Origin of the sequence: Lacrimispora sp. BS-2 (assembly GCF_040207125.1) — a bacterium.
Lineage (GTDB): Bacteria > Bacillota > Clostridia > Lachnospirales > Lachnospiraceae > Lacrimispora.
Genome location: NZ_CP157940.1, coordinates 3,259,142 through 3,284,187, shown reverse-complemented (window position 1 = coordinate 3,284,187; position 25,046 = coordinate 3,259,142). Strand labels below are relative to the sequence as shown.

At 46.5% G+C, this 25,046-nt stretch carries 22 protein-coding genes; 15 read left to right on the top strand and 7 right to left on the bottom strand.

Annotated elements, in window-relative coordinates; translation table 11 throughout:
• The first annotated feature begins 183 nt into the window (after positions 1–183).
• The 10 genes from ABFV83_RS15370 to ABFV83_RS15325 all read left to right on the top strand — a co-directional run bounded on the left by ABFV83_RS15370 (position 184) and on the right by ABFV83_RS15325 (position 9,503).
• Positions 184–1,272, top strand: coding sequence for an L-threonylcarbamoyladenylate synthase (locus ABFV83_RS15370; RefSeq protein WP_349945021.1), 1,089 nt, complete (start codon positions 184–186; stop codon positions 1,270–1,272).
• Between the two features lie 53 nt (positions 1,273–1,325).
• Entirely contained in the window at positions 1,326–1,820 is a 495-nt protein-coding gene (locus ABFV83_RS15365; protein WP_349945019.1) for a dCMP deaminase family protein, read from the top strand.
• A gap of 1 nt (position 1,821) precedes the next feature.
• Positions 1,822–3,582 carry a B12-binding domain-containing radical SAM protein gene (locus tag ABFV83_RS15360; protein ID WP_349945018.1) on the top strand — a complete coding sequence of 587 codons (1,761 nt, stop codon included), beginning with the start codon at positions 1,822–1,824 and terminating at the stop codon, positions 3,580–3,582.
• Entirely contained in the window at positions 3,582–4,259 is a 678-nt protein-coding gene (gene nth, locus ABFV83_RS15355) for an endonuclease III (protein ID WP_349945016.1), read from the top strand. Before ABFV83_RS15360 ends, nth begins: the two co-directional genes overlap by 1 nt.
• A 1-nt stretch (position 4,260) precedes the next feature.
• The gene (locus ABFV83_RS15350; RefSeq protein ID WP_349945014.1) at positions 4,261–4,968 is read left to right on the top strand and encodes a 3'-5' exonuclease; all 708 of its coding nucleotides are present in this window, start codon (positions 4,261–4,263) and stop codon (positions 4,966–4,968) included.
• 185 nt (positions 4,969–5,153) lie between these two features.
• Positions 5,154–6,644 (top strand): VanW family protein, encoded by a 1,491-nt coding sequence (locus tag ABFV83_RS15345; RefSeq protein WP_349945013.1) that lies wholly within the window; start codon positions 5,154–5,156, stop codon positions 6,642–6,644.
• 18 nt (positions 6,645–6,662) lie between these two features.
• A complete protein-coding gene (locus tag ABFV83_RS15340) occupies positions 6,663–7,235 on the top strand; it encodes an AIR synthase-related protein (RefSeq protein ID WP_349945011.1) in 573 nt (190 codons plus the stop codon).
• Between the two features lie 119 nt (positions 7,236–7,354).
• Positions 7,355–7,837 (top strand): Lrp/AsnC family transcriptional regulator, encoded by a 483-nt coding sequence (locus ABFV83_RS15335; RefSeq protein WP_349945009.1) that lies wholly within the window; start codon positions 7,355–7,357, stop codon positions 7,835–7,837.
• Positions 7,834–9,003: an aminotransferase class I/II-fold pyridoxal phosphate-dependent enzyme gene (locus ABFV83_RS15330; protein WP_349945008.1), complete on the top strand. Its 1,170-nt coding sequence runs from the start codon at positions 7,834–7,836 to the stop codon at positions 9,001–9,003. The genes ABFV83_RS15335 and ABFV83_RS15330 overlap by 4 nt, the downstream gene beginning before the upstream one ends.
• A gap of 5 nt (positions 9,004–9,008) precedes the next feature.
• Positions 9,009–9,503 carry a tRNA (cytidine(34)-2'-O)-methyltransferase gene (locus ABFV83_RS15325; protein ID WP_349945006.1) on the top strand — a complete coding sequence of 165 codons (495 nt, stop codon included), beginning with the start codon at positions 9,009–9,011 and terminating at the stop codon, positions 9,501–9,503.
• A 95-nt stretch (positions 9,504–9,598) separates the two neighbouring features.
• On the opposite strand, the gene ABFV83_RS15320 is transcribed toward ABFV83_RS15325, so the two are convergent.
• The 3 genes from ABFV83_RS15320 to ABFV83_RS15310 all read right to left on the bottom strand — a co-directional run bounded on the left by ABFV83_RS15320 (position 9,599) and on the right by ABFV83_RS15310 (position 14,217).
• A complete protein-coding gene (locus ABFV83_RS15320) occupies positions 9,599–11,005 on the bottom strand; it encodes a HAMP domain-containing sensor histidine kinase (protein ID WP_349945004.1) in 1,407 nt (468 codons plus the stop codon).
• Positions 11,006–11,716, bottom strand: a complete 711-nt coding sequence (locus tag ABFV83_RS15315; protein WP_349945002.1) for a response regulator transcription factor — start codon at positions 11,714–11,716, stop codon at positions 11,006–11,008.
• 110 nt (positions 11,717–11,826) lie between these two features.
• Entirely contained in the window at positions 11,827–14,217 is a 2,391-nt protein-coding gene (locus ABFV83_RS15310) for an endonuclease MutS2 (protein WP_349945001.1), read from the bottom strand.
• Between the two features lie 257 nt (positions 14,218–14,474).
• On the opposite strand from ABFV83_RS15310, the gene ABFV83_RS15305 reads away from it, so the two are divergent.
• The 5 genes from ABFV83_RS15305 (at position 14,475) to nagA (ending at position 21,485) form a co-directional block, all read left to right on the top strand.
• The gene (locus ABFV83_RS15305; protein ID WP_349944999.1) at positions 14,475–15,782 is read left to right on the top strand and encodes a PDZ domain-containing protein; all 1,308 of its coding nucleotides are present in this window, start codon (positions 14,475–14,477) and stop codon (positions 15,780–15,782) included.
• A gap of 48 nt (positions 15,783–15,830) precedes the next feature.
• A complete protein-coding gene (locus ABFV83_RS15300; protein WP_349944997.1) occupies positions 15,831–16,775 on the top strand; it encodes an HD domain-containing protein in 945 nt (314 codons plus the stop codon).
• 332 nt (positions 16,776–17,107) lie between these two features.
• On the top strand, positions 17,108–17,821 hold the full coding sequence (locus ABFV83_RS15295) for a response regulator transcription factor (protein WP_349944996.1): 714 nt from the start codon (positions 17,108–17,110) through the stop codon (positions 17,819–17,821).
• The gene (locus ABFV83_RS15290; protein WP_349944994.1) at positions 17,793–20,057 is read left to right on the top strand and encodes a HAMP domain-containing sensor histidine kinase; all 2,265 of its coding nucleotides are present in this window, start codon (positions 17,793–17,795) and stop codon (positions 20,055–20,057) included. Before ABFV83_RS15295 ends, ABFV83_RS15290 begins: the two co-directional genes overlap by 29 nt.
• Before the next feature lie 288 nt (positions 20,058–20,345).
• A complete protein-coding gene (nagA, locus tag ABFV83_RS15285) occupies positions 20,346–21,485 on the top strand; it encodes an N-acetylglucosamine-6-phosphate deacetylase (protein WP_349944992.1) in 1,140 nt (379 codons plus the stop codon).
• A 183-nt stretch (positions 21,486–21,668) separates the two neighbouring features.
• On the opposite strand, the gene phoU is transcribed toward nagA, so the two are convergent.
• Genes phoU through pstC form a run of 4 tightly spaced genes read right to left on the bottom strand, consistent with a single transcriptional unit; the run spans position 21,669 to position 24,966 of the window.
• Complete coding sequence (gene phoU, locus ABFV83_RS15280; RefSeq protein ID WP_349944991.1) at positions 21,669–22,331, bottom strand: phosphate signaling complex protein PhoU; 663 nt, start codon at positions 22,329–22,331, stop codon at positions 21,669–21,671.
• Between the two features lie 37 nt (positions 22,332–22,368).
• Complete coding sequence (pstB, locus tag ABFV83_RS15275; RefSeq protein ID WP_349944989.1) at positions 22,369–23,133, bottom strand: phosphate ABC transporter ATP-binding protein PstB; 765 nt, start codon at positions 23,131–23,133, stop codon at positions 22,369–22,371.
• Entirely contained in the window at positions 23,130–24,038 is a 909-nt protein-coding gene (gene pstA / locus ABFV83_RS15270; RefSeq protein ID WP_349944987.1) for a phosphate ABC transporter permease PstA, read from the bottom strand. Before pstA ends, pstB begins: the two co-directional genes overlap by 4 nt.
• Positions 24,031–24,966: a phosphate ABC transporter permease subunit PstC gene (gene pstC, locus ABFV83_RS15265; RefSeq protein ID WP_349944985.1), complete on the bottom strand. Its 936-nt coding sequence runs from the start codon at positions 24,964–24,966 to the stop codon at positions 24,031–24,033. The genes pstA and pstC overlap by 8 nt, the downstream gene beginning before the upstream one ends.
• Between the last annotated feature and the right edge of the window lie 80 nt (positions 24,967–25,046).

The window sequence follows — 25,046 nt, the reverse complement described above, 5'->3', positions numbered from 1 at the left end:
ATGTTTTTATTATGGTATCACTAATATGAAAAACGTGCAACCATTGTTTTATTTCCAGGAGCAGGAAGGAAAGCTTTTGACAGCCAGCAAAAAAGTTGCATGGAGACTTGCCCTGTGATATGATTAATGGAAGTTGGGGCGTGTCTGAAAAGTCAGCGTCCTATAAGAAAAGAGCAGAGTGATATGAAGACAGAACGAATTATAATAGAAGATAAAGAACAACCGGAGGAAGAACTGTTAAAGAAACCTGCGGAGATATTAAGAAAGGGAGGCCTGGTGGCATTTCCCACGGAAACCGTTTACGGGCTGGGAGCCAATGCCTTAAATGAAAAGGCAGCAGGAAAAATATATGCGGCAAAGGGAAGGCCCTCGGACAACCCGCTGATCGCCCATATAGCGGATTTTGATGATCTGCCTCCCTTGGTTTCTGCCATACCCGAGGCAGGAAAGCGTTTGATGGAAGCGTTCTGGCCCGGGCCTTTAACTCTGATTTTCCCTAAAAGCGAACTGGTTCCCTATGGAACCACCGGAGGGCTTGATACGGTGGCAGTGCGCATGCCTGCCGATCCGGTGGCCAATGCCCTCATACGGCTGGCCGGAGTTCCGGTGGCCGCGCCCAGCGCCAACACCTCCGGGCGGCCCAGCCCCACTACGGCTGACCATGTATGTCAGGATATGAACGGAAAGATTGATATGATCGTAGACGGAGGAGCCGTGGGAATTGGTGTGGAATCCACGATCATCGATGTATCAGGGGACGAACCTGTGATTTTAAGGCCGGGAGCCATAACGCAGGAAATGGCGTTTGCTGTTCTTGGTAAAGAGGTTCCTCTTGACCCTGCCATAGTCTCCGGTCCTATGAAAGCGGATGTAAGGCCCAAGGCCCCTGGAATGAAATACAAGCATTATGCCCCTAAGGCGGAGCTGACTTTGGTGGAGGGCGAAACAGAGAATGTAATACGCACCATAAACCGGCTGGCAGAAGAAAAGCTTTCTAAGGGGTTTCGGGTGGGAATCATCTGTACCGAAGAAACGAAAGAGAAGTATCCTGAGGGAATGGTACGAAGCATGGGATTACGTGCCAGGGAGGAGACCATTGCCCATAACCTTTATGGAGTGCTGAGGGAATTTGATGACCTGGAAGCGGATTTTATTTTTTCCGAAAGCTTCTCCAGAGACCATCTGGGACAGGCTATTATGAACAGGCTGACCAAAGCGGCAGGATACCATATTTTAAACGCAGGCAGGAATGCAGACTGTGTTCATGACTAAGGAGCGAAGCGGATTGGGAATATCCGCTTTCCCGATTAAGAGGAGGAAGATAAATGGCGGGAAAAAGAGAAGATTATATTACATGGGATGAATATTTTATGGGAGTAGCGGCTCTTTCCGCAAGGCGTTCCAAGGATCCCAGTACACAGGTGGGAGCCTGTATTGTGAGTCAGGATAATAAGATTTTGTCCATGGGCTACAATGGATTTCCCATGGGCTGCTCGGATGATGAATTTCCATGGGACAGGGAAAATGAACAGTCTGATCCTTATAATGCCAAATATTTCTATTCCACTCACAGTGAATTAAATGCTATCCTTAATTACAGAGGGGGAAGCCTGGAAGGCAGTAAGCTTTATGTAACCCTGTTTCCCTGCAATGAATGTGCCAAAGCTATCATACAGGCCGGAATTAAAACCATCGTATACGGTTCGGACAAGTATGACGGCACCCCGGCAGTCAATGCCTCCAAGCGGATGCTCAATGCGGCAGGGGTACGGTATTACCAGTATCAGCCTACCGGAAGAAAGATAGAGATCGAGGTTTGAGATGAAATTTCTATTGGTTGCGCTTAACGCCAAATATATCCATTCCAATCCGGCGATTTACAGTTTAAAGGCTTATACAGAAGCTCATGTAAGAGAACCGGAACTGGAGAACGGAAGGTTTCAGATCGAAACCCAGGAATATACCATTAATAATCAGCCCGATGAAATTCTGAAGGATATTTTCTTAAGGAAACCGGATGCAGTGGGATTTTCCTGCTACATCTGGAACATTTCCTACGTATTAGAGCTTGTCCGGGACCTTCCGAAGGTTCTCCCTCATGTGGAGATCTGGCTGGGAGGTCCCGAGGTGTCTTATGATGCCTCTGAGATCCTTTGCCGGGAACGGTCGGTCTATGGGATCATGATGGGAGAAGGGGAGGAAACCTTTTCTGAAGTGGTGCGCTGCTATCTGGAACGGAGCAGGGAAAGCCTTAATGGCAGAACCCCATCCTTTGAATCCATAGAAGGGACTGCTGTAAGAGCTGAGGAAGGAAATGTGGTCCTGAATCCGCGAAAAACAGTGGTGGATATGAATTCCATTCCCTTCCTATATAAAGATTTAAAGAATTTTGAGAATCGTATCATTTATTATGAAAGCAGCCGGGGCTGTCCTTTTTCCTGCAGTTACTGCCTTTCTTCTCTGGATAAGTCTGTGAGGCTGAGGGACAGTTCCCTGGTTTTAAAGGAGCTGGATGTTTTCCTTGAAAACCGGGTTCCCCAGGTGAAGTTTGTGGACCGGACCTTTAACTGCAGCAGAAAGCATACCATGGATATCTGGCGCCATATCATAGAACATGATAATGGGGTGACCAATTTTCATTTTGAGATTTCCGCAGATCTTTTAAACGAAGAGGAACTGGAGCTTATGTCCCGCATGAGGCCGGGACTGATCCAGCTTGAGATCGGAGTCCAGAGCACCAACCGGTCAACCATTACGGAAATCAACAGGACCATGGATTTAAGGCGTTTGAAAGAAAGGGTTGCCAAAATCAACAGCTTTGGAAATATCCATCAGCATCTGGACCTGATCGCCGGACTGCCGGGTGAAGATTACCAAAGCTTCCGTAATTCCTTTAATGAGGTATATGAGATGAAGCCGGAGCAGCTTCAGCTTGGATTCTTAAAGGTGCTGAAAGGCTCCTATCTGTGGGAAAAAGCCGGGGAATATGGCGTGGAGTTTAAACAGAAGGCGCCTTATGAGGTGCTGTCAACCAGATGGCTGGACTACGGCGGGATTTTAAAACTGAAGGCTTTAGAGGAAATGCTGGAGGTTTACGGAAACAGCGGACAGTTCCGGACGACCTTAAATGAACTTTATAAGGAATTTGAAACACCTTTTGATATGTTTGAAGCATTGGCTGAATATTATGATAAACGGGGGTACTTAAAAATCAACCATAACCGCATGGCCAGGTATGAGATACTGGAAGAGTTCATTTGCGGTCTGGTGCCGGAAAAGCGTTCCATGTACCGGGACCTTCTGGTGTATGATCTTTACCTGAGAGAGAATTTAAAGAGCAGGCCGTTCTTTGCGGCAGACCAGGAGCCTTTTAAGGATCAGGTGAGGGCCTTTTTTGAATCAGAGGCGGCGGCCTTCCGGTATTTAAAGGAAGGATATGCAGGTTACGAGGCCAGACAGCTTATAAAGATGGCTCATGTGGAGGTGTTCCGGGACGGAAGGGCTGTTCTTTTTGATTACAAAAAGCGGGATGCCCTGTCTCATAATGCAGCGGCTTATGAAATCGGCATGTGGAGGAAGTAATGGCAAAGAGAGAGACAAAAGCAGAACTTAAGGATCGGGTATTAAAGGTGCTTGAGGCCCTTGACCGGGAATATGGAAGGTCATATGTATGCTATTTAAACCATGAAAACCCATGGCAGCTTTTAATAGCGGTCATTTTAAGTGCCCAGTGCACCGATGCCAGGGTGAACATGGTGACACCGGGTCTGTTTAAGAAATATGATTCCCCAAAGAAATTTGCCCAGGCGGATTTAAAGGAATTGGAGAAAGATATCCATTCTCTTGGTTTTTATCATATGAAAGCGAAAAACATCATATCCTGCTGTCAGGACCTGGTAGAGAAATTCGGGGGTGAAGTTCCGCGGACAATAGAAGAACTGACCTCCCTTGCAGGAGTGGGGCGTAAAACCGCCAATGTTATTCTGGGGAATGTTTATCACGAGCCCAGCATTGTAGTGGATACCCACGTAAAGCGGATTTCCAAAAAGCTTGGTTTTGCAAAGGAAGAGGATCCGGAGAAAATTGAATATGAACTGATGAAGGTACTTCCAAAGGAACACTGGATTTTATGGAATATCCAGATTATTACCCTTGGAAGATCCATTTGTGTTGCGAGAAATCCCAAGTGCGGCCAGTGCTTTTTGCAGGAGCTTTGTCCCAGCAGCCAGGTGGAGCCGGATCAGAAGAGGGAGGCTTAATTTGGTATCATCCTATATTGCGGTAGATTTGGAAACCACCGGTCTTGACCCAAAGCAGGATAAAATCATTGAAATCGGAGCGGTGAAGGTTGTGGAAGGACAGGTAACAGAGAACTACGAAACCTTTGTTAATCCATACAGGAAGCTGGAGTTCCGGGTGGTCATGCTTACCGGCATCACCGACCGCCAGCTGGAGACTTCTCCGGGAATCGGAGAGGTGATCGGCGGATTTTTGGAATTTGCCGGAGACTTGCCGGTCCTGGGACATCATGTGATATTTGATTACAGTTTTTTAAAGCGTGCCGCAATCAATGAGGGTTTTGGTTTTGAGCGTCAGGGAATCGATACCCTTAAGCTTGCAAGAAGGTTTATGCCTCCTGATGAGAAAAAAAATTTAACGGCAGCCTGCGGATATTTTGGGATTGTCCAGACCTTAAGCCACCGTGCCCTTGCGGATGCAAAAGCTGCCCACGAGCTGTATCAGGAATTGGCGGTGCGGTATGGGAATGACTCACCGGAAGCTTTTAATTCACAGGCTTTGATTTATAAGGTAAAAAAGGAACAGCCGGCGTCAAAAAGGCAAAAAGAACACTTGCAGGATTTATTAAAATATCATAAAATAGTTTTATCTGTGCAAACGGAACATTTGTCCAGAAATGAAATATCAAGAATCACGGATAAAATCATAGCACAGTATGGAAGAATATAAGAGAGGTGATACGATATGATTAACTTTAACAATAAAAACAACAGAAAATTTTTATCAGTAGTTTTGATCCTGGTAGTTATTTTACTGATTACTGCTATGGTGCTTCCTATGATGCTTTCGTTTTTATAAGCGGGCAAGGAGGTGTATTGGCAGCATACAGGCACAGCAGAGCATGAGGAATGAATATGAAAAAGAAAACTTTGTCCATAGGCCTGGCAGCGATTGTAATAGGGTTGGGAATTGGATTTTTTGCTCCCACGTATGCCATGGCTGATACCCTTCCGGATGGGATATATGTGGGAGAATATAATCTGGGAGGTATGACGGAAGAAGAAGCCAGTCAGAAAATACAGAGTCTGGTTAATGAAATGGAAAACCAGAAAATAACATTGATCGTTGACGGACAGCCGGTGGAAACCACTGCAAAAGAGCTGGGTTTTCATTGGAGCAACCCGGAGGCTGTGTCCCAGGCCGCATCTTCCTGGCAGGGAGGTAACCTGATCAAACGATATTTGAATAAAAAGGACATTGAGCAGAACCATGTGATCATCCCTCTGGAAACAGCTCTTGACGACGGAAGCGTGGGGGCTTTTGTTGCAGAGAAATGTGCACAGGCGGTAATGGAACCAAAGAATGCCACCATTGTCCGTGACAAGGGAGTATTTATTGTGACTCCTTCTGCCATTGGAAAGGCTGTGGATTTGGCGGCTACAAAGCAGGCCCTGGATGCGGCTCTGGCCAATGGACTTGAGGAACCAGTATCAGCTACGGCAGTGGTTTCAGAGGTAAAGCCTGCAATTACCACGGAAGATTTATCCACCATAAAGGATGTGCTTGGAACCTTTTCTACCAGCTTTTCCACCAGCGGCGCTTCCAGATCCAAGAATCTGCAGGTAGGCGCGGGCAAGATCAACGGCCATGTGCTGATGCCGGGGGAAACCCTGTCTGGTTATGAATGCATGCATCCGTTTACCCTGGCAAACGGCTATGCAACAGCATCAGCTTATGAGAATGGCCAGGTGGTAGACAGCGTAGGCGGAGGAGTCTGCCAGATCGCGACTACCCTTTATAATACGGTACTTAGAGCAGAGCTGGCAGTGGCCCAGAGACAGAATCACTCCATGGTGGTAGGTTATGTGAAGCCTTCTGAGGATGCGGCTATTGCCGGCACGTATAAGGATATTAAATTTACCAACAATTACAGCACGCCCATTTATGTTGAAGGCTATACTTCCGGAAAAACTCTTACCTTTACTATATATGGAAAGGAGACCAGGCCTGCAAACAGGACCTTTGAGTTTGTTTCTGAGACCTTAAGCGTGACGGACCCGGGTGCGCCAAAGGAGGTTGTGGATCCTGCTATGCCTCCTGGAAGCAGAAAACAGGTTCAGTCTGCACACAGGGGAATGAAGTCCAGGCTTTGGAAGGTTGTATATGTGGATGGTGTTGAGCAGAGCCGTGAGCTCCTTCATACGGATACCTATAATCCATCAAAGGCTATCGTAAAGGTGGGGCCGGCTGCTCCTGCAGTTGCCATACCGTCTGAGACTCCCGGAATTCCGGTGGAGACGCCGCCGGTTACAATACCTGCGGAAACAGCCCCGGCCGAGCCTGAGATCCCGGTGCCGGAAGGTCCCCAGATAACGGATGATGCTTCATTAGAGGCAGGACCGTGAGCGTAGGCAGGTAAATACATGAGACGGATTGAAAGAGAGAATACCGGAATCATAAAGCCCGGCCAGGATCTTGTTATTGCAGGATATGCCGGGCTTTCCGGAACGGTAGAAATCGTAAAGAATAAAAAAGAAGAATTGTATCAATGGTTTTCCAGGGATTATGTAGACCGGATTATAGAATCCGGGAACACGGCTCTGGAAGGAGATTTGGAAAAGTGGAAAAAATTCGGTGCAACTGAATGTGAACCAACAGGAGAGGGCGGGGTCTTAAAGGCTCTTTGGGATTTATCCGGGGCTTATATGACGGGAATCCGGTTTTCTCTTCTTAAAATTCCGGTGAAGCAGGAAACCATCGAGATCTGTGAACGGTACGACTTAAATCCATACCGCCTTTTCGGAGAAGGCTGTCTCCTTTTTTCAGCGGATAACGGAGGGGATTTAGTGCACGCCTTAAAGGAACAGGGAATCCATGCCGCTGTGATCGGGAAAGTCACCGGAGGCATTAAACGGATCATTGACCATGGGGAAAGCATAGGTTTCCTTGACAGGCCCTCAGAGGATGAGCTTTATAAGGTTTTATCACATAAATAGGAGTGCCCTGCGGGCATACCTCAATGTCCAAAAACATGGACAATAATAAGGAACGCCCTGCGGGCATACCTCTATGTCCAGAAGGCATGGACAATAATTAGGAAATCAGGAGGCAGGATATGAGAGAAAAAATATTGGCAATTATTGAAAAAAACAGCAGGATTGATTTAAAGGATCTGGCGATTCTTTTAGGTGAAAGCGAGACCGCCATTGCCAATGAGATCGCCGAAATGGAAAAAGAACATATCATATGCGGCTACCACACCCTGATTAACTGGGATAATACCAGTGATGAAAAGGTTATGGCACTGATTGAGGTTAAGGTTACTCCCCAGAGAGGCATGGGATTTGACAAGATCGCGGAGCGCATATATCAGTACAGTGAAGTAAACGCCGTTTATCTCATGTCTGGTGCCTTTGACTTTACAGTTTTTATAGAAGGCAAGACCATGAGGCAGGTGGCACAGTTTGTATCGGAAAAGCTGTCTCCCATGGAATCGGTACTAAGTACGGCCACCCATTTTGTCTTAAAGAAATACAAAGATCATGGAACCGTTCTTGCTGAAGGGACAACCGATGAAAGGATGTTGATTACGCCGTGAGAAATCCATTATCAGATCGAATCGTAGAGATTCCGCCTTCCGGAATCCGTAAGTTTTTTGATATTGTAAGTGAAATGAAGGATGCTATTTCCTTAGGTGTTGGAGAACCTGATTTTGATACGCCCTGGCATATCAGGGAAGAGGGCATCTATTCCCTGGAAAAGGGCCGTACCTTTTATACCTCCAATGCAGGACTGAAAGAATTGAAAAACGAAATATGCAGCTACTTAAGCCGGCGTTTCGCTGCTACATATGATCCGGACCATGAAGTTATGGTAACGGTGGGCGGCAGCGAGGCCATTGATATTGCTCTCCGTGCCATGTTAAATCCAGGAGATGAAGTGCTGATTCCCCAACCCAGCTATGTTTCCTACGTTCCCTGCACCATTCTGGCAAACGGTGTTCCGGTGATCATTGATCTGGAAGCAAAGGATCAATTTAAGCTGACTAGAGAAAAGCTGCTGGAGAAGATCACTCCAAAGACAAAGGTGCTGGTGCTTCCATTTCCCAATAATCCTACAGGCGCGGTTATGAAGGCAGAGGAGCTGGAGGAGATCGCTAAAATCGTAATAGAGAAGGATTTGTTTGTAATATCAGACGAGATTTATGCAGAGCTTACCTATGGAAGCGATCATGTTACCATTGCTGCATTGCCCGGAATGAAGGACAGGACCGTGCTCATTAACGGTTTTTCAAAATCCTACGCCATGACTGGATGGCGTCTTGGCTATGCCGCAGCTCCAAGAATGATCCTGGAGCAGATGTTAAAGATCCACCAGTTTGCCATCATGTGTGCACCGACTACCAGCCAGTATGCTGCGGTAGCGGCCCTGCGGGACGGAGATAAGGATGTTCAGGTGATGAGGGAATCCTATGACCAGAGACGCCGTTATCTGATCCATGCATTTAAGGAAATGGGAATGGAGTGTTTTGAGCCTCATGGGGCATTTTATACCTTCCCTTCCATCAAACGGTTTGGAATGACCTCTGATGAGTTTGCTACCAGGCTCCTTCGGGAAGAAAAGGTGGCTGTGGTGCCGGGTACGGCCTTTGGAGACTGCGGAGAAGGATATCTTCGTATTTCCTATGCCTATTCTCTAAAGAACCTTAAGGAAGCCTTAAGCCGTATGGAACGATTTGTCAAGAAACTGGATGGAAAGGCGTAAGGGCTATGAATATTGTATTATTGGAACCGGAGATGCCTGCCAATACCGGGAACATCGGCAGGACCTGTGTGGCTACAGGGACGAAGCTGCATCTGATCGAACCTCTGGGATTTAGGCTGAATGATAAACTGATTAAACGGGCCGGGCTGGATTACTGGGACAAGCTTGATGTAACGGTATACAGCGACTATCAGGACTTTCTGGACCGGAACCCGGGAGCGAAGATCTACATGGCTACCACAAAGGGACTTCATGTCTATTCTGATGTGGAATATGAACCAGACTGCTTTCTCCTGTTTGGAAAGGAGAGTGCCGGGATTCCGGAAGAGATCCTTCTGGAGAATCAGGATCAATGTGTCAGGATCCCTATGTGGGGAGATATCAGGTCTTTAAATTTATCCAATTCTGTTTCTATTGTGCTGTATGAGGCATTAAAGCAGAACGGATTTGAACGTATGACCATGAAGGGGGAGCTTCATCACCTTCAGTGGAAGGAATAAAAAAACGGTACAGTTTTCGTCTGGACAGACAAAAGAAACTGTACCGTTTTTTTATTTTTAACCATTTTCCGCTGTAATCAGGAAAATTGCCTGTGTTACGGCGCTCCCGCCTTTGGCAGGCTGAAAATGAACTCTGATCCCACCCCTTCTGTGCTGACCACATCAATATTTTCTCCGTGGGACTGGATGATCTCTCTGACAATGGCAAGGCCTAGTCCGGTGCCCTTCTTATCTTTTCCTCTGGACAAGTCTGATTTATAGAACCTGTCCCAGATCTTTTTTAAGCTTTCCTTTGGGATGCCGATTCCCGTATCCTTAATGGATACAAAGATCTTTTCATACTTTACTGAAGCCTGTATGTAGATGGTGGAATCTGCATGGCTGAACTTTATGGCGTTATCTATCAGATTATAGAGCACCTGCTGGATCTTCCCAAGGTCCGCATAAGCCATCTGAATGCTTTCGGAAAAGGTCAGATCAAAGGTGATGTTTTTTTCGCTGCATGTTCCTTCAAAAGAAGCGGCGGTATCCTTAATGACTCGGTTGATGTCAAAGCTTGTGCGGTTTAAATACCCCTTACAGTCCAGGGAATCAAGGGTAAGCAGTCCCTGGGTCAGCTTGTTCAGCCGGTCTGTTTCTGAAATGACCCTGTTTAAATATTTCTCATACATCTCCGGCGGTATGGTTCCGTCAAGGATGGCTTCCAGATAGCCCTTAATGGAGGTCAAGGGAGAGCGGAAGTCATGGGAAACGTTGGCAATAAAGGTTTTCTGATATTCTTCCATCTTCCCAAGCTCGGCGGACATATAGTTAAGGGTAGCGGCCAGATAGCCCATTTCATCTCTTGTATTTACCTCAATGTGATGCTCCAGGTTCCCCTGAGCGTATTCATTTGCTCCTGCCGTGATTTTTTTAAGAGGAAAATAAACATTTTTAGTAAAAACCAGGAGGATGATAAGGGAAAGACCAAACACCACTGCTGATGTGATATAAACGATGTTTAAAATCCCTTCCCTCTCCATTTTCAAATAGGATAAGGGTAAGTGGATCACTACATAGCCATAGGTGTTATAGTTCCCTGTAATGGGAGCGTGGACGCTGAGGACATCATGGGAGAACTGATGATAGTAATCGCCGATGATGTAGGACTTGTTGCCCATTGAGGTGGGGTCAAAGTTTTCGATGACCTGTCCCTGTTTGTCAGACTGTGCGCTGTCTGACACCACTTTTCCCTGCCGGTCTACGATCCATATCTGTGCATGGAGATAATTGCCTTCTTTAATCAGTTCGGGATAGGAGGAGGTCAGCTTCATGTCCTTGCCCTGATACATGCCGCTGTAAGAAGAAGCGATCTGATTGGCTTCGTCATACAGGGTTTCAGAATGGCGGCCAAGGAGATACTGGTCCGTGATCTCAGAAGAAAAGGTGGCAATGGTTACAAATCCAAGGAGGCCGAACAGCAGATAGCCCAGGATGAATTTATAATAGAGAGAATGTGTCATCTAACGCTTCACCTCGAATTTGTATCCGATTCCCCAAACCGTTGTCAGGGCCCAGCCTGCGTGATCCTTGATCTTTTCCCGGAGCCGTTTGATATGGACATCAACGGTTCTGGTATCACCGATGTATTCATAGCCCCAGATGTGGTCCAATAGCTGCTCCCTTGTAAACACCTGGTTTGGTGAGGAAGCAAGGAAATAAAGAAGCTCCAGTTCCTTGGGCGGCATCTCAATGGAATGGCCCATATAGATAACCGAATAATTCGTCAGGTTGACAATGAGGTCCGGATATTCCACATAGTCTCCCTGATGGTCCGTATGAAGAGCGGCAGGAACAGGAGCCGTCTGGTAACGCCTTAATACAGCTTTTACCCGGGCCACCAGTTCCTTGGAATCAAAGGGTTTGATCATATAATCGTCAGCACCCAGTTCCAGGCCCAGAACCTTGTCAAAGACCTCTCCCTTGGCGGAGAGCATGATAATGGGAACCTGGGAGGAGGAACGCATCTCCCGGCAGACCTGGTAGCCGTCCATGCCGGGAAGCATTAAGTCTAAAAGCACCAGGTGGGGACGGAACTCCGGGAATACCCGGAGCGCCTCCTCTCCGTCGCCAACGATTTCTGTTTCATAGCATTCTTTTAATAGATATAGGGAAATCAATTCTGCGATGTTGCTGTCATCGTCTACGATCAATATCCGCTGTTTTTCTGCCATAATGGCCCCTTTCTTAAATTATTTACGCGAGACGGTAAGTCAGGCGGATATGCTTGCATATCCATTTGGCGGCCGCCCATAAAATACCTTCCAGCCTGCTGCGAGGTATTTTACTTGAATGTAACGATGGTTACGCCGGAATCCCCTTCACCAAAGGCGCCAAGCCGGAATTCCTTTACATATTTTAATTTCTTTAAGTGCTTGTGCACTGCATTTTTTAAGGCTCCCGTTCCCCGTCCATGTACCACCCGTACCTGCGGAAGGTGTGCCAGGTAGGCATCGTCTAAATATTTGTCCAGCTGGGGAATGGCCTCATCAGTGGTCATTCCGATCAAGTTGATTTCCGGAGAGATGGAAAAGGATTTGGATATGCGTGTAGAACTGCTGCCGCTTCCTGATCTTTTGGAACCGCTTGTTGCGGGAGTGGAAACAGACTCCTCGTGGAGAAGCTCTAAATCCGAAAGGTTGACCAGTGAACGGAGAATTCCCATTTGAACGTATAAATCGCCTTTTGCATTGGGAAGAGAACTGACAGTCCCGTTTAAGTTCATGCTTAAGACCTTAACCCCGTCTCCCAGCTTCAGCTTTTTGGGATCGATCCGCTTTCCAGGCTGTTTTTTCTCTTTTTTCAGGGAAAGGGAGGAATCCACATCCTGAAGCTTGCTTCTTAACCTGCTCCGCTGTTCTTCCAGCTCTTTGTTAACGCCTGAATCTGCTGCCAGCTTATTAATGTTACGTATGGTCTGGTCTGCCGTATCCTTGGCATCCCGGAGGATTTTCTGGGCTTCCTCTTTGGCTGCCCGTATCATCTGATCCCGGCGCTCATCAAGCCGTTCTTCCTTCTTGGTAAGCCGGGCTTTTAACTGTTCTACCTCCTGCTTATAGGAAGCGACCTGGATCCGTTCCTTTTCAATGGTGACCCGGTTCTCTTCCAGATGGGTTAAAAGGTCCTCAAAGGTTTCATCCTTTGCCTCCAGATGGGTCTTTGCATCCTCAATAATATAATCAGGAAGTCCCAGCTTTTTGGATATGGCAAAGGCGTTGCTCTTACCCGGCACACCGATTAGTAAGCGGTAGGTAGGCCTGAGGGTCTCTACATTAAACTCACAGCAGGCATTTTCCACGCCTGGGGTCGTGAGGGCGAACACCTTTAGCTCACTGTAATGAGTGGTGGCCATGGTGCGGCATTTCATATTGTGGAGAAATGACAGGATGGAGATGGCAAGGGCCGCTCCTTCCGTTGGATCGGTTCCGGCTCCAAGTTCGTCAAACAGGCAGAGAGAATTACTGTCTGCCTGGCCCAGGATGTGGACGATGTTGGTCATATGGGCGGAAAAGGTACTTAAGCTCTGCTCAATGCTCTGTTCATCTCCGATATCTGCAAACACTTCATCAAATACTGCAAGCTGGGAACCGTCAAATGCCGGTATATGAAGTCCGGACTGTCCCATGAGGGTGAATAAGCCCACTGTCTTTAAGGAAACTGTCTTACCTCCGGTATTGGGACCGGTTACGATTAACAGATCAAAGTCCCGGCCCAGATGGATGCTGATGGGGACCACCCGGGCTGGATCAAGAAGGGGATGGCGGCCATCCTTAATGTTTATGATCCTGTCTGTGTTAAATTTTGGTTCACTGGCATTATAATGCTTCGACAAGGTGGCTTTGGCAAAGATAAAATCCAGTTTGGTAAGAATCTCAAAATTCGTTTCCAGCTCCTCAAGATAAGGAGCCAGCTGGTTGCTTAAATCGGCCAGGATCATCTCGATTTCTTTGTGTTCCTGAATTTCCAGGGCCCTTAAGTCATTATTAAGCTTCACGATGGCCATTGGTTCGATAAAGAGTGTGGAACCGGTGGAGGACTGGTCGTGAACCATGCCCGGTACCTGGGATTTATGCTCGGATTTCACCGGGAGGCAGTAACGTCCGTCTCTCATGGTGATCACTGCGTCCTGTAGGTAGGTCCGGTTGGAATTTAATATGGAGTTTAACTGGGTGTGGATCTTATCGTTAATGGAACGCATAGAGCGCCTTACATGGTGAAGTCCGGGGCTGGCGTCATCGCTGACCTCCTCTTCGGAGAGGATGCAGCGTTTGATTTCCGTGTTTACCGGGGTCAATGGTTCCAGCATCCGAAAAGATTCCTCCAGTGAGTCTTCCGGCAGTTCTGAATCCTCATGGCGTCCGTAAGCTTTAACCCGGGCTGAGGCGGTAAGAAGGGAGCTGATGGAAAGAATCTCCACGATTCCCAGGGAGCTTCCTACGTCCAGGCGCTTTATGGAAGGCCGGATGTCTTTAACGCCTCCAAAAGAGATGCTGCCTTTCTGGCGCACTCTTGTGGCGGCATCGGTTGTCTCGCTCTGGGCTCTTACGATCTCATGGAAGTCCGTTGACGGGACCAGGTTCCGGCACAGTTCCTTGCCGGAATCACTGGAAGCGTATTCCGTAAGCTGTGCAATGATTTTATGATATTCTAAAGTTTTTAATGCTTTCTGATTCATATATTATTCCTTGTTTTTCTGCTTTCTCTGCATTGTGGTCCGATGATAATGGTATCTGTTACAGTATAGCATATATGGGACAAAAACTGCAATCCTCAGGTTGTTTTTCCTCCCGGGGTGATAATGATAATGTTTCTGGATTTATGGAAATTATTCTTTGAGTTCCCGGGCAGAGTCTCATTTCTGTAGGTTTTTCTTGCATTAAGGGGCGAACAACCTTATAATAGTATTTAGGTCTTCTGCAAAGGAGGGTAAGTATGCCGGAAAATAACGGGCCAGATGATAGAAAGACGGAGCCGCGTCAGTTTATCAATGAAAAGATAGTGAGACAGCCCATGTCAAAAAGGGATATGCTAAAAAGGGCTTTGGGCCTTATTGCGACTGCGGTTATTTTCGGAATTGTTGCAGCTGTTACATTTGCCATATCCCGACCTGTAGCTGAAAGATTTTTTGCAAAAGGATCCACCAGTGAAAGCGTTCCTGTGACCATACCGAAAGATGATCCTGAAACCATGCCTTCTGAGGCTGAAACCGGGTCTGTGGCTGAGACAGAACCGATCGAGGATATTTTAAAGTCCGCTATGGAGAAATATCCGTTTTCAGTAGATGATTTAAATACCCTGTATGGAGACTTAAGGTCTCTTGTCCAAAATGCGGACAAGGGGATTGTAACGGTCCATTCCGTAAAAACCCAGACAGACTGGTTTAATAACCCTGTGGAAAACTCCAGCCTGTTTTCAGGAGTGATTATTGCTACTGCAAATCAAGAACTTCTGGTACTGACACCGGATGGAGCGGTGGAGGATGCGGAGGCGATTCGTGTGGCATTTTCCGACGGGACAGAAGTCCAGGGAACCATCAAGCAGACCGATAAGCTTTCCGGAATGGCCATCGTAAGCGTTTCCACGGCTGATCTTGGAAGAGCTTTGTTAGAGGAGATTAAAGCTATCGAGCTGGGAAATTCCTATTCCGTGAAGCAGGGGGATCTGGTTGTGGCCATTGGCGGCCCTGCCGGCATGGTCCATTCTGTTGGATATGGATTTATATCGTATATAACGAAAAATGTGCAGATTACCGATGGTATGACACGGATCCTGTATTCTGATGTGAAGGGAAATGCCGGGACCGGTACATTCCTTATGAACACGTCAGGCCAGATCATCGGCTGGGTAACGGATGAACATAAAAATGACGGTAATAAAGATATGACGGCAGCTATGGCCATATCCGATTATAAGAGTATTCTGGGAAAGATGAGCAATGGCGTGCCATTCCCATACTTCGGCATCAAGGGACAGGAAGTAAGCGCCGTTATGAATAGCAACGGTATGCCTCTTGGGGTGTATGTGGTTGATGTGAATGCGGATAGTCCTGCCTATAATGCCGGGATCCAGTGCGGCGATATCATAAGGACCATGGGAGATGAAACCATTGTTACCATGAAGGATTTTCAGGCAGTACTTGAGGATTCCAATCCAGGAGATGTGATTACTGTGAGTGTTTCCCGCAATGGAAGGGAAGAATATAAAAAGATACAGTATCAGGTAACCATTGGAGCCAGGTAATCTTCCTGGCTTCCGTGTTGCCTGGGGCTAAGAATGTGGAGGAAAACAATGAGGTATGTAGATTCATTCCGTGAAGGAATGCATGTGTCAGATGTGTATTTATGTAAAAATAAGCAGATTGCCCTGACGAAATCAGGTAAAGAATATGGAAACCTGATTCTTCAGGACAAGACTGGAACCGTGGATGCCAAGATCTGGGATCTGGGTTCACCGGGAATCGGGAATTTTGAAACTCTGGATTATGTATACATAGATGCAGATGTGACCGTTTTCCAGAATTCCAACCAGTTGAATATCAAACGGATCCGGAAAGCCGATGAGGGAGAATTTACCCCCGGCGATTATCTTCCGGTTTCCTCTAAGAATATCGGGCTTATGTTTGAGGAGCTTCTGGGCTTTATCCGTACGGTTAAGAACCCGTATTTAAGAAAGCTGTCAGAAAGCTTTTTTGTAGAGGATGCTGCTTTTGCTAAAGCATTTCAGTTTCACTCTGCGGCAAAAAGCGTTCACCATGGTTTTGTAGGCGGTCTTTTGGAGCATACCTTAAGTGTTGTAAAGCTATGTGACTATTATGCCGGCTACTACCCATTCATTAACCGGGATCTGCTCATAACCGCTGCCATGTTCCATGACGTCGGAAAGACCAGGGAGCTTTCCACATTTCCGGAGAACGACTATACCGATGACGGGCAGCTTTTAGGCCATATCATCATTGGAACGGAAATGCTGGGAGAGAGGATCCGGACGATTGCAGGCTTTCCGGAAAAGACGGCTTCTGAGCTGAAGCACTGCATTCTGGCCCATCATGGGGAGCTGGAATATGGTTCTCCCAAAAAACCGGCTTTGATTGAGGCATTGGCTTTGAATTTCGCAGATAATACGGATGCCAAGATGGAGACCATGATCGAGGTGTTAAAGGGTGCAGGCGACAACAACGGCTGGCTGGGATATAACCGGCTGATGGAAAGCAATATACGGAAGACATCGGAATAACTAGGAAAGGCGCATTAAGGATTTTGGAAATCCTGATGCGTCTTTTCTTTTATGGAAATGCCTTATAAAGAAGGAGAAGGAAATTTTAGAATTTCTTTCGTTTTCTGTGCCCTTCCATTTAAGATTGCTCCCGTATCCTTTAATTAAAGTAAAAAGATAGAAAATGTGGTATCATAAATGGAGATACTGCAGGCAGCAAGCCCTGTCACTTGTCAGGTATCACTATATGGGTATACCTTTTTGCCTAAAAACCGGGCAGGAATAGGGAACGCCTTACAGGCATACCTCTATGTCCGGATAGAATGGACAGAAAAAAGGAAAGGAGAAAAAACATGGAAGCAAACCACATTTTATTGGTTGAGGATGATAAAGAGATCAGAGAGGGAATTGTGATATATTTAAGGAGCCAGGGATACGAGGTATTCCAGGCGGCGGACGGTGTGGAAGGCCTTAAGATTTTAGAGAAGGAAGAGATTCATCTGGCTATTGTGGATGTGATGATGCCCCGAATGGATGGCATTACCATGACCGTGAAATTAAGGGAAAACTATGATTTTCCTGTGATCATCCTGTCGGCAAAGTCTGAGGAGGTGGATAAGATCATGGGGCTTAATATTGGTGCCGATGATTATGTTGCAAAGCCATTTACCCCCATGGAGCTGTTGGCAAGGGTGAATTCCCAGCTCAGGCGTTATAAAAAATATATGGATATGCTGGAAGCAAAGGAGCAGAGGGAAAAAAGCAATGTGTATTCTATCGGAGGGCTGGAGTTAAATGAGGATACGGTGGAAGTGAACGTTGATGAAAAGCCGGTGAAGCTGACTCCCATTGAATTTAAGATATTGGCTCTTCTTATGAAAAATCCGGGAAGAGTGTTCTCCGCAGAAGAGATTTATGAGCGGGTCTGGAATGAACGGGCCATCAACACGGATACGATCATGGTTCATGTAAGGAAAATCAGGGAAAAGATCGAGATCAACCCGAAGGAGCCGAAATATTTAAAGGTGGTGTGGGGCGTTGGATATAAAATTGAAAAACAGGCATAGAATCAGCATACTTCTGGCGGTGATCGTAATTTTAACGGCGGCCTCGGTCATGGTGGGGCTTTATCCGTTTTTTAAAAATGAATCAGCCAGATATGAGGAGCCTGTTTATGGGCAGGATGGGTTCCTTAAGCGTCTGTTGTCAGGCAATTATGTGCTTTACCTGGAACAGGCCCAGTATGAACAGGGCAGTGTCATTTCTCCCTTCCAGTTCTATTTCCCCCTGGCAGAGGAAGAATTAAAGAATGGTATGAACAACCGGGCGGCGGCTTCGGAAGGAGAGACGGAAGCCGTGGAAGGAGTGGATACCGTTGCCGCTGCCGGGGAGGAATTCAGTGAATTGCCTGACCAGGAGGAGCGCTGTGAGTATTTAAAGGAGCTGCGTCAAAATTGTGTCCGGGAATATGAATCCTGGAGCCGGAATTTTAATGGCATAAGAAATTTCGTGGATTATCAGATCCTTGATGAGAACGGCAAGGTTTTGTCCGATCATGCAGGAGGCCGCTCCATTGGAGGAAGCGGTGAATATACATTTACGGCTGAACTTCGTTATGATGATCTGGGGCGTATGCAGGCCGGGGCAGTAAACGGAGATAATACGGTCAGGCTTTTGAATACCCTGGGGATGTTAGGAGACAAGGATCCCATGAGTGATTATTATTGGGAACAGTTTCGTTATGAGGCAGATTTAAAGCTGAAAAATCCAAGAAATGTTACCTTTGCTTATGGAATGAGGCCTCAGCAGATCGCTGCATACGAGGATGAGAGAGAGACTGTCTGGAATGCCTATAATTACTCAGGCAGTGTTTCCAGGATATTTATTGGCCTGGTCTGCGCTGTAGCGATTGCAGCCTTTATCTTTTCATTTTTTGACCCGGGCCTTCCGGAGTGCAGCAGGATTTTACGAACGCCTTTGGAAGTCGTTGCGGGAGTCATCTGCGGTGCCGTACTTTTCGGAACAGGGCTTACAAATCTTGTGGCAGTGACAAACCGGGGTGATTTATATGATGCTCTTATGCGGGCTAATTTCCTGCCTCTGGTGGCGGGTATTATGATAAAGCTCTGGAACCTGATGTGGTGGTCTATCCCCTTTGCCATCGTCTATTGGGCGGTTTTATGCGTGCGGGATGTCATTCATATCGGTCTGAAACGTTATATTCGTGAACGGACCTTATGCGGCTGGTTTTGGCAATGGGTGAGAAACCTTTGCAGTAAAGTTTATAATTTTGTAGGGAATATAAACCTTCAGGAACGGTCGGACCGGACTATTTTCCGGATCGTGGGAGTGAACTTTATTATTCTGTCTGTTCTCTGCAGCCTGTGGTTTTTTGGAATCGGCGCTTTGATCCTTTATTCTATCATTTTGTTTATTGTGATGAGAAAATATTACAAGGATCTAAGTGATAAATATCAGATCCTTTTAAGGACCACAAACCAGATCGCAGAGGGAAATCTGGAGGTTTCCATAGAAGAGGACTTAAGTGTGTTTGAGCCGTTTAAGAAGGAGATTCAGAAGATACAAAGCGGGTTTAAGGTGGCAGTGGGCGAAGAGGTAAAAAGCCAGAAGCTTAAAACGGATTTGATCAGCAATATGTCCCATGATCTGAAAACTCCTTTGACAGCCATTATAACTTATGTAAACCTTTTGCGGGATGACCAGGCGACACCGGAACAGAGGAAGGCTTATATTGATATACTGGAACAGAAATCAATGCGTTTGAAGGCGCTTATTGAGGACCTGTTTGAAATCAGCAAGGCTAACAGCAATAATGTGACACTGAATCTGGAGGATGTGGATATTGTCAGCCTGTTAAAGGAAGTCAGCCTGGAGCTTAGTGATAAAATAGAGGAATCTACCATTGATTTCAGATGGAATCTGCCGGATGAAAAGATCGTTCTTCCTCTGGACAGTCAGAAGACCTACCGAATATTTGATAATTTATTAACGAATATTATAAAATATGCAATGCCTTATACCAGGGCTTATATTGATATGAAGAAGGACGGAGACTATGTGGTCACTACTTTAAAGAATGTTTCGGCTGCAGAGCTTACCTTTAATCCGGATGAAATAACCGAAAGGTTTGTCAGGGGGGACCAATCACGGAACACGGAAGGCTCCGGACTTGGAATGGCGATTGCGAAAAGCTTTGTGGAGCTGCAAAACGGCAGGCTTCAGATAGAAGTGGAGGCAGATTTATTCCGGGTGATTATCCGGTGGCCTATTTCTCAGGATTGATTTTGGCATGGAAGAAGACAGGTGAAGAAAATGTATGTATTTTCTGCATCTGGTAAATGATGAAGGAGTTAGATGCCCTGCAGCTTGCTGCAGGGTATTTGGTTATGGCTGGAAAAAGAATGGAATCTGAGCTTAATCATCTTGAAAAGGGAGAAGGAACTGTTTATACTATAGGTAAACACAACAGTGTACCGGCAGATGGGTGCTAAGAATGGGAAATACCCTTTGAGGGTATACCTTTACGCCCAAACGCATGGGAAGAAAATTAGGAAAGAGAGGGTTACGGTTATGATAATACAGAGCAGACGGGTCTGGATTGCAGGACAATTCATCCCGGCACAGCTACAGGTGGAAGATGAAAAGATTAAGGCAGTCCATGAGTATGGTGAGATGGCGGCAGATCAGGATTATGGGGATGACAGGATTGTCCCGGGATTTATTGATGTCCATACCCATGGAGCTTATGGATATGATACCAATGACGGTGAACCGGAAGGGCTGCGGGAATGGATGAGGCGGATACCGGAAGAGGGAGTGACCTCTATCTTACCGACCACAGTGACCCAGATGCCGGATGTGCTGACTAAGGCGGTTGCCAACGTGGCAGCTGTGGCGGAAAGCGGATACGAAGGCGCGGAGATCCTTGGAATTCATTTTGAAGGGCCTTATCTGGATATGACATATAAGGGGGCTCAGCCGCCGGAGGCGATTGCGACCGCTTCTATTGCACAGTTTAAGGAGTATCAGGAAGCGGCAAAGGGTATGATTAAATATATTACACTTGCGCCGGAGCATGATGAAAATTTTGATTTGACAAGGTATTGTAAGGATCATGGTGTGGTAGTGAGTATGGGACACTCGTCTGCAACCTATGAGCAGGCCCTTATGGGGATCGCAAATGGGGCTACTTCTATGACTCATGTGTATAATGGCATGACACCTTATCATCACCGGAATCCGGGATTGGTAGGTACTGCTTTTAGGGTTAGGGATATATTTGGCGAGATTATTTGTGATGGGTGTCATTCTCATTTGGCGGCGCTTAATAATTATTATACGATTAAGGGCAGGGACCATGCGATTTTGATTACGGATTCTCTTTGTCCGAAACATTGTGCTGTTGGAACGGATTTTCAGTTGGGTGGTCATAGTATTGAGATTAGGGAGAATGGTCTGGCTTATTTGAAGGGGACGGATACGATTTCCGGTAGTACGCTGAAGATGAATAAGGGGCTGAAGATTTTGGTGGAGGACGCTATGGTGCCGTTTGATTCCGCGCTGAATTCCTGTACTATTAATCCTGCTAAGTGTTTGGGGGTGGATGATAGGAAGGGTAGACTGGTTGCGGGGTATGATGCGGATTTTGTTGTTCTCCGGGATGATTATGAGGTGGTTCAGACTTATTGTAGAGGTGGGGCGATGTTGTAAGGAGGGAGAGAAAAGATTGAGCTTGATTGTGCTGACCGGGAGTCCGCAGTGCTCAAGCTCGAATCCGCTGCGCTCCTTCTCGCTTGACGGCTGTCAACCTATGTCCATAAAATCAAAAGAACCCATAAGAATGCTGGCATTCTTATGGGTTCTTTCGCTTTTATAGACGCACTGCTCGTAGCTTTACAATATCCGTACATTCTTCAAAGCTCCTGTTTTGGAAAACTCTGTCCACTCACATACATTTACGGCATGATCTCCAATGCGCTCTAAATATTTTGCAACCATTAACAAATCAATACACTGATCAATATGCTCTGAGGATTGTTTTAATAAATCAACTACGTCATTTTTCACCTTATCAAATAATTCATCAACCACATCATCCTGCTTTTCGATCTGCTTTGCAGTTTCTAAATCCTGGTTTATAAAGGCTTCGATGGAGCTGCGGACCATTTCGCGGGCGGCGGTGGCCATGGAGGGTATGTGGCGGACTACATGGTAAACGTGTTCGCCCTTTATGCGCAGGATGAGCTCGGCGATGTCGGAAGCGTGGTCGCCGATACGCTCTAAGTCTGTAACCACCTTTAAGGCACTGGAAACCACTCTTAAATCTCCTGCAACAGGCTGCTGGCGTAAGATGATGGAAAGGCAGCGGGCCTCGATGGAACGCTCTAAGTCGTTGATGGTGCGGTCTCCTTTAATGATATCCTCTGCCTTCTCAAAATCCTGGTCCTCAAATGCTACAAAGCATTGTTCAATAGAAGTTTCTACCATACGCCCCATTTCTTTTATGTCATGGTTTAAGAGGCTTAATTCATGTTCATAATTAACTCTCGTTGTCATTTTTTGTTCTCCTTATTTGTTCTATTAATAAAATGGATCAGCCGAAGCGTCCTGTGATGTAGTCTTCGGTTCTTTTGTCCTTAGGGGCAGTGAACAGCTCGGTTGTGGAAGTGTATTCCACCACCTCTCCTACAAGGAAAAAGGCGGTATGATCGGCAATCCGGGTTGCCTGCTGCATGTTGTGGGTGACGATTGCAACTGTGTACTTTTCTTTTAACTCATCCATCAGGTCTTCGATTTTCAGGGTGGAAATTGGGTCTAAGGCAGAGGTGGGTTCATCCATAAGCAGTACCTCAGGTTCAACTGCCAGGGCGCGGGCGATACAAAGGCGCTGCTGCTGGCCGCCGGATAGGCCGAGGGCTGATTTTTTTAAACGGTCAGATACTTCATCCCAGAGAGCGGCCCCTTTTAAGCTTCTTTCCACTATATCGTCAAGCTCGGATTTATTCTTTATGCCGTGAATTCTTGGGCCGTAGGCTATATTGTCATAGATACTCATTGGAAATGGGTTTGGCTGCTGAAATACCATGCCGATTTTTTTGCGTAAAAGGGTAGTGTCGACCCGTGGATCATAGATGTTTTCTTCGTCTAAAAGAACTTCTCCCTCTATTCTTACGCTTGGAACCAGGTCATTCATTCGATTTAACGTTTTTAAGTAGGTGGATTTTCCACATCCGGAAGGGCCGATAAAGGCCGTAATTTTATTTGTATAGAGATTTAAGTTTACATCTTTTAGGGCATGATTCGTGCCATAGTATAGATTTAAATTGTTGGTTGAAATTTTCACTGTATTGGTATTCACGATTCTTTGACCTCCGTATTGAATTTATGAGACAGATATTTTGCAAGTCCGTTTATTGCCAGTACGATGACCAGAAGAACAACGGCAATTCCAAAGGCCTGATCATATTTGGCCTTCTGCATGCATAAGTAAAGCTGAATCGTCAGGGTGCCGCCTGATTCAAGTATCTTTCCGAAAAAGTCCTTGGGAAGAAGATAGCCGCTTCCTGCTGTAAAGAGAAGGGCAGCTGACTCTCCCACGATACGTCCAATGGCCAGAATGATTCCGGTCACAATGCCTGGCATGGCGCTGGGGAGCAGGATGGTCCGGATCATGTACCATTTGGTAGCACCAATGCCCAGGGCGCCAAAGCGGTAGCTCTCAGGAACGGTTTTTAAGGCTTCCTGGGTGGTCCTGGTAATAAGAGGAAGAACCATGATGGATAAGGTCAGAGCACCGGTGAGAATGGAATAGCCAAGACCCAGGGTGATGCCGAAAAATACATAGCCAAAAAGGCCGAAGATAATGGAGGGGATACCTGCCAGGGTCTCTGTGGTAAATTCGATGATGCGGATTGCTTTTCCGCCTTTTGCATATTCGTTTAAGTAAATGGCTGCGCCAATGCCCAGGGGAGTGGCGATTAACAGGGTAATGGCCACCACATATAAGGTGTTTACAATGTTTCCCGCAATGCCAAAGGTTCCTCTTATCGTACTTGGCACAGTGGTCAGAAATTCCAGGCTGATCTGGGGAACACCGCGGACAAACACATAGCCCATGATCCCGATCAGGATCAGAATGGAGATGGAAGCACACAAGTAAATCAGAACCGTTAAGACAGAATCGGAGATCCGGTTTTTTCGGTTATAAATGCTGTGGATTACTGCAGAATCTTTTTGAACAGGAATAAGGATATCATTAGTCATGGCTTTCTTCTCCTTTCTTTAACAGGTTGTTAAGAGTAATGTTAATGAGCATGATAAAAGCAAACAGGACAAGGCCTATGGTAAAAAGCACTTGTTTGTGAAGTCCGGCGGAATATGACATCTCCGATACGATCGCAGTGGTGAGGAAACGGACCGAGTTGAAGGGCAGAGGAATATTTACCGAGCTGCCGGACACCAGGCTGATGGCCATTGCCTCACCGATGGCTCGGCCTGTTCCAAGGACGATTGCGGTAATAATACCGGACTTTGCTGCCGGAAGGACTGCATTGAAAATCGTCTGGATCTTAGTAGCTCCAAGTGCCAGGGAAGCGCTTCTAAGGTGCTGGGGAACAGCGCGGAGTGCTGTTTCGCTGATGTTGATGACCGTAGGAAGAATCATTAAGGCCAGCACCAAAACAGCGGAAATCAGATTCGCGCCTCCGGTAAACTGGTGGGTGTCAGAGCCTGCAAATATTTTTAACTCCAGTTTATACATCAAAGGATTTAAAATCAGGATTCCAAGCAAACCATAAATAACAGAAGGGATACCAGCTAACAGCTCCACTGCCGGGCGTACGATTTTGGTAAGCCTAACAGGCGCCACCTCAGCCAGGAAAACGGCAGTCATAACGCCAATGGGAACGCCGATCAGAATCGCCAATGCCGTACCCACGATGGAGGTCAGAATAACATAGAGAATGCCAAAGCTTGGGGAAGCGGCTTCCGGCATCCAGATGGTTCCAAAGAGAATATCCAGAATTCCCACCTTAAAAAGTGCCGGCGTACCACTTATGATCATGTACAGACTGATAGAGGCCACAGCCAAAACGGCAAAGAAGCCGCAGACAGTAAAGATAACCTCTGCAGCATGCTCAACACCTGATTTATTTCCGTGGCCACCAAATATGGAATAAGACTTTGGTCGCATATAACAGCTCCTTTCAAAAACGGGGACGTAGCATAATCATCTGGCTGCGTCCCCTGTAAATATTATCGTTATGCAGTATA

Excerpts from the sequence above, each read along its gene's own strand:
- ABFV83_RS15360 (WP_349945018.1), top strand. The coding sequence starts at position 1,822 with ATGAAATTTCTATTGGTTGCGCTTAACGCCAAATATATCCATTCCAAT.
- ABFV83_RS15305 (WP_349944999.1), top strand. The coding sequence starts at position 14,475 with ATGCCGGAAAATAACGGGCCAGATGATAGAAAGACGGAGCCGCGTCAG.
- pstA (WP_349944987.1), bottom strand. The coding sequence starts at position 24,038 with ATGACTAATGATATCCTTATTCCTGTTCAAAAAGATTCTGCAGTAATC.
- ABFV83_RS15320 (WP_349945004.1), bottom strand. The coding sequence starts at position 11,005 with ATGACACATTCTCTCTATTATAAATTCATCCTGGGCTATCTGCTGTTC.
- phoU (WP_349944991.1), bottom strand. The coding sequence starts at position 22,331 with ATGACAACGAGAGTTAATTATGAACATGAATTAAGCCTCTTAAACCAT.
- ABFV83_RS15325 (WP_349945006.1), top strand. The coding sequence starts at position 9,009 with ATGAATATTGTATTATTGGAACCGGAGATGCCTGCCAATACCGGGAAC.
- ABFV83_RS15300 (WP_349944997.1), top strand. The coding sequence starts at position 15,831 with ATGAGGTATGTAGATTCATTCCGTGAAGGAATGCATGTGTCAGATGTG.
- ABFV83_RS15310 (WP_349945001.1), bottom strand. The coding sequence starts at position 14,217 with ATGAATCAGAAAGCATTAAAAACTTTAGAATATCATAAAATCATTGCA.
- ABFV83_RS15365 (WP_349945019.1), top strand. The coding sequence starts at position 1,326 with ATGGCGGGAAAAAGAGAAGATTATATTACATGGGATGAATATTTTATG.
- ABFV83_RS15345 (WP_349945013.1), top strand. The coding sequence starts at position 5,154 with ATGAAAAAGAAAACTTTGTCCATAGGCCTGGCAGCGATTGTAATAGGG.
- pstC (WP_349944985.1), bottom strand. The coding sequence starts at position 24,966 with ATGCGACCAAAGTCTTATTCCATATTTGGTGGCCACGGAAATAAATCA.
- ABFV83_RS15335 (WP_349945009.1), top strand. The coding sequence starts at position 7,355 with ATGAGAGAAAAAATATTGGCAATTATTGAAAAAAACAGCAGGATTGAT.
- ABFV83_RS15315 (WP_349945002.1), bottom strand. The coding sequence starts at position 11,716 with ATGGCAGAAAAACAGCGGATATTGATCGTAGACGATGACAGCAACATC.
- nagA (WP_349944992.1), top strand. The coding sequence starts at position 20,346 with ATGATAATACAGAGCAGACGGGTCTGGATTGCAGGACAATTCATCCCG.
- ABFV83_RS15340 (WP_349945011.1), top strand. The coding sequence starts at position 6,663 with ATGAGACGGATTGAAAGAGAGAATACCGGAATCATAAAGCCCGGCCAG.
- ABFV83_RS15295 (WP_349944996.1), top strand. The coding sequence starts at position 17,108 with ATGGAAGCAAACCACATTTTATTGGTTGAGGATGATAAAGAGATCAGA.
- nth (WP_349945016.1), top strand. The coding sequence starts at position 3,582 with ATGGCAAAGAGAGAGACAAAAGCAGAACTTAAGGATCGGGTATTAAAG.
- ABFV83_RS15370 (WP_349945021.1), top strand. The coding sequence starts at position 184 with ATGAAGACAGAACGAATTATAATAGAAGATAAAGAACAACCGGAGGAA.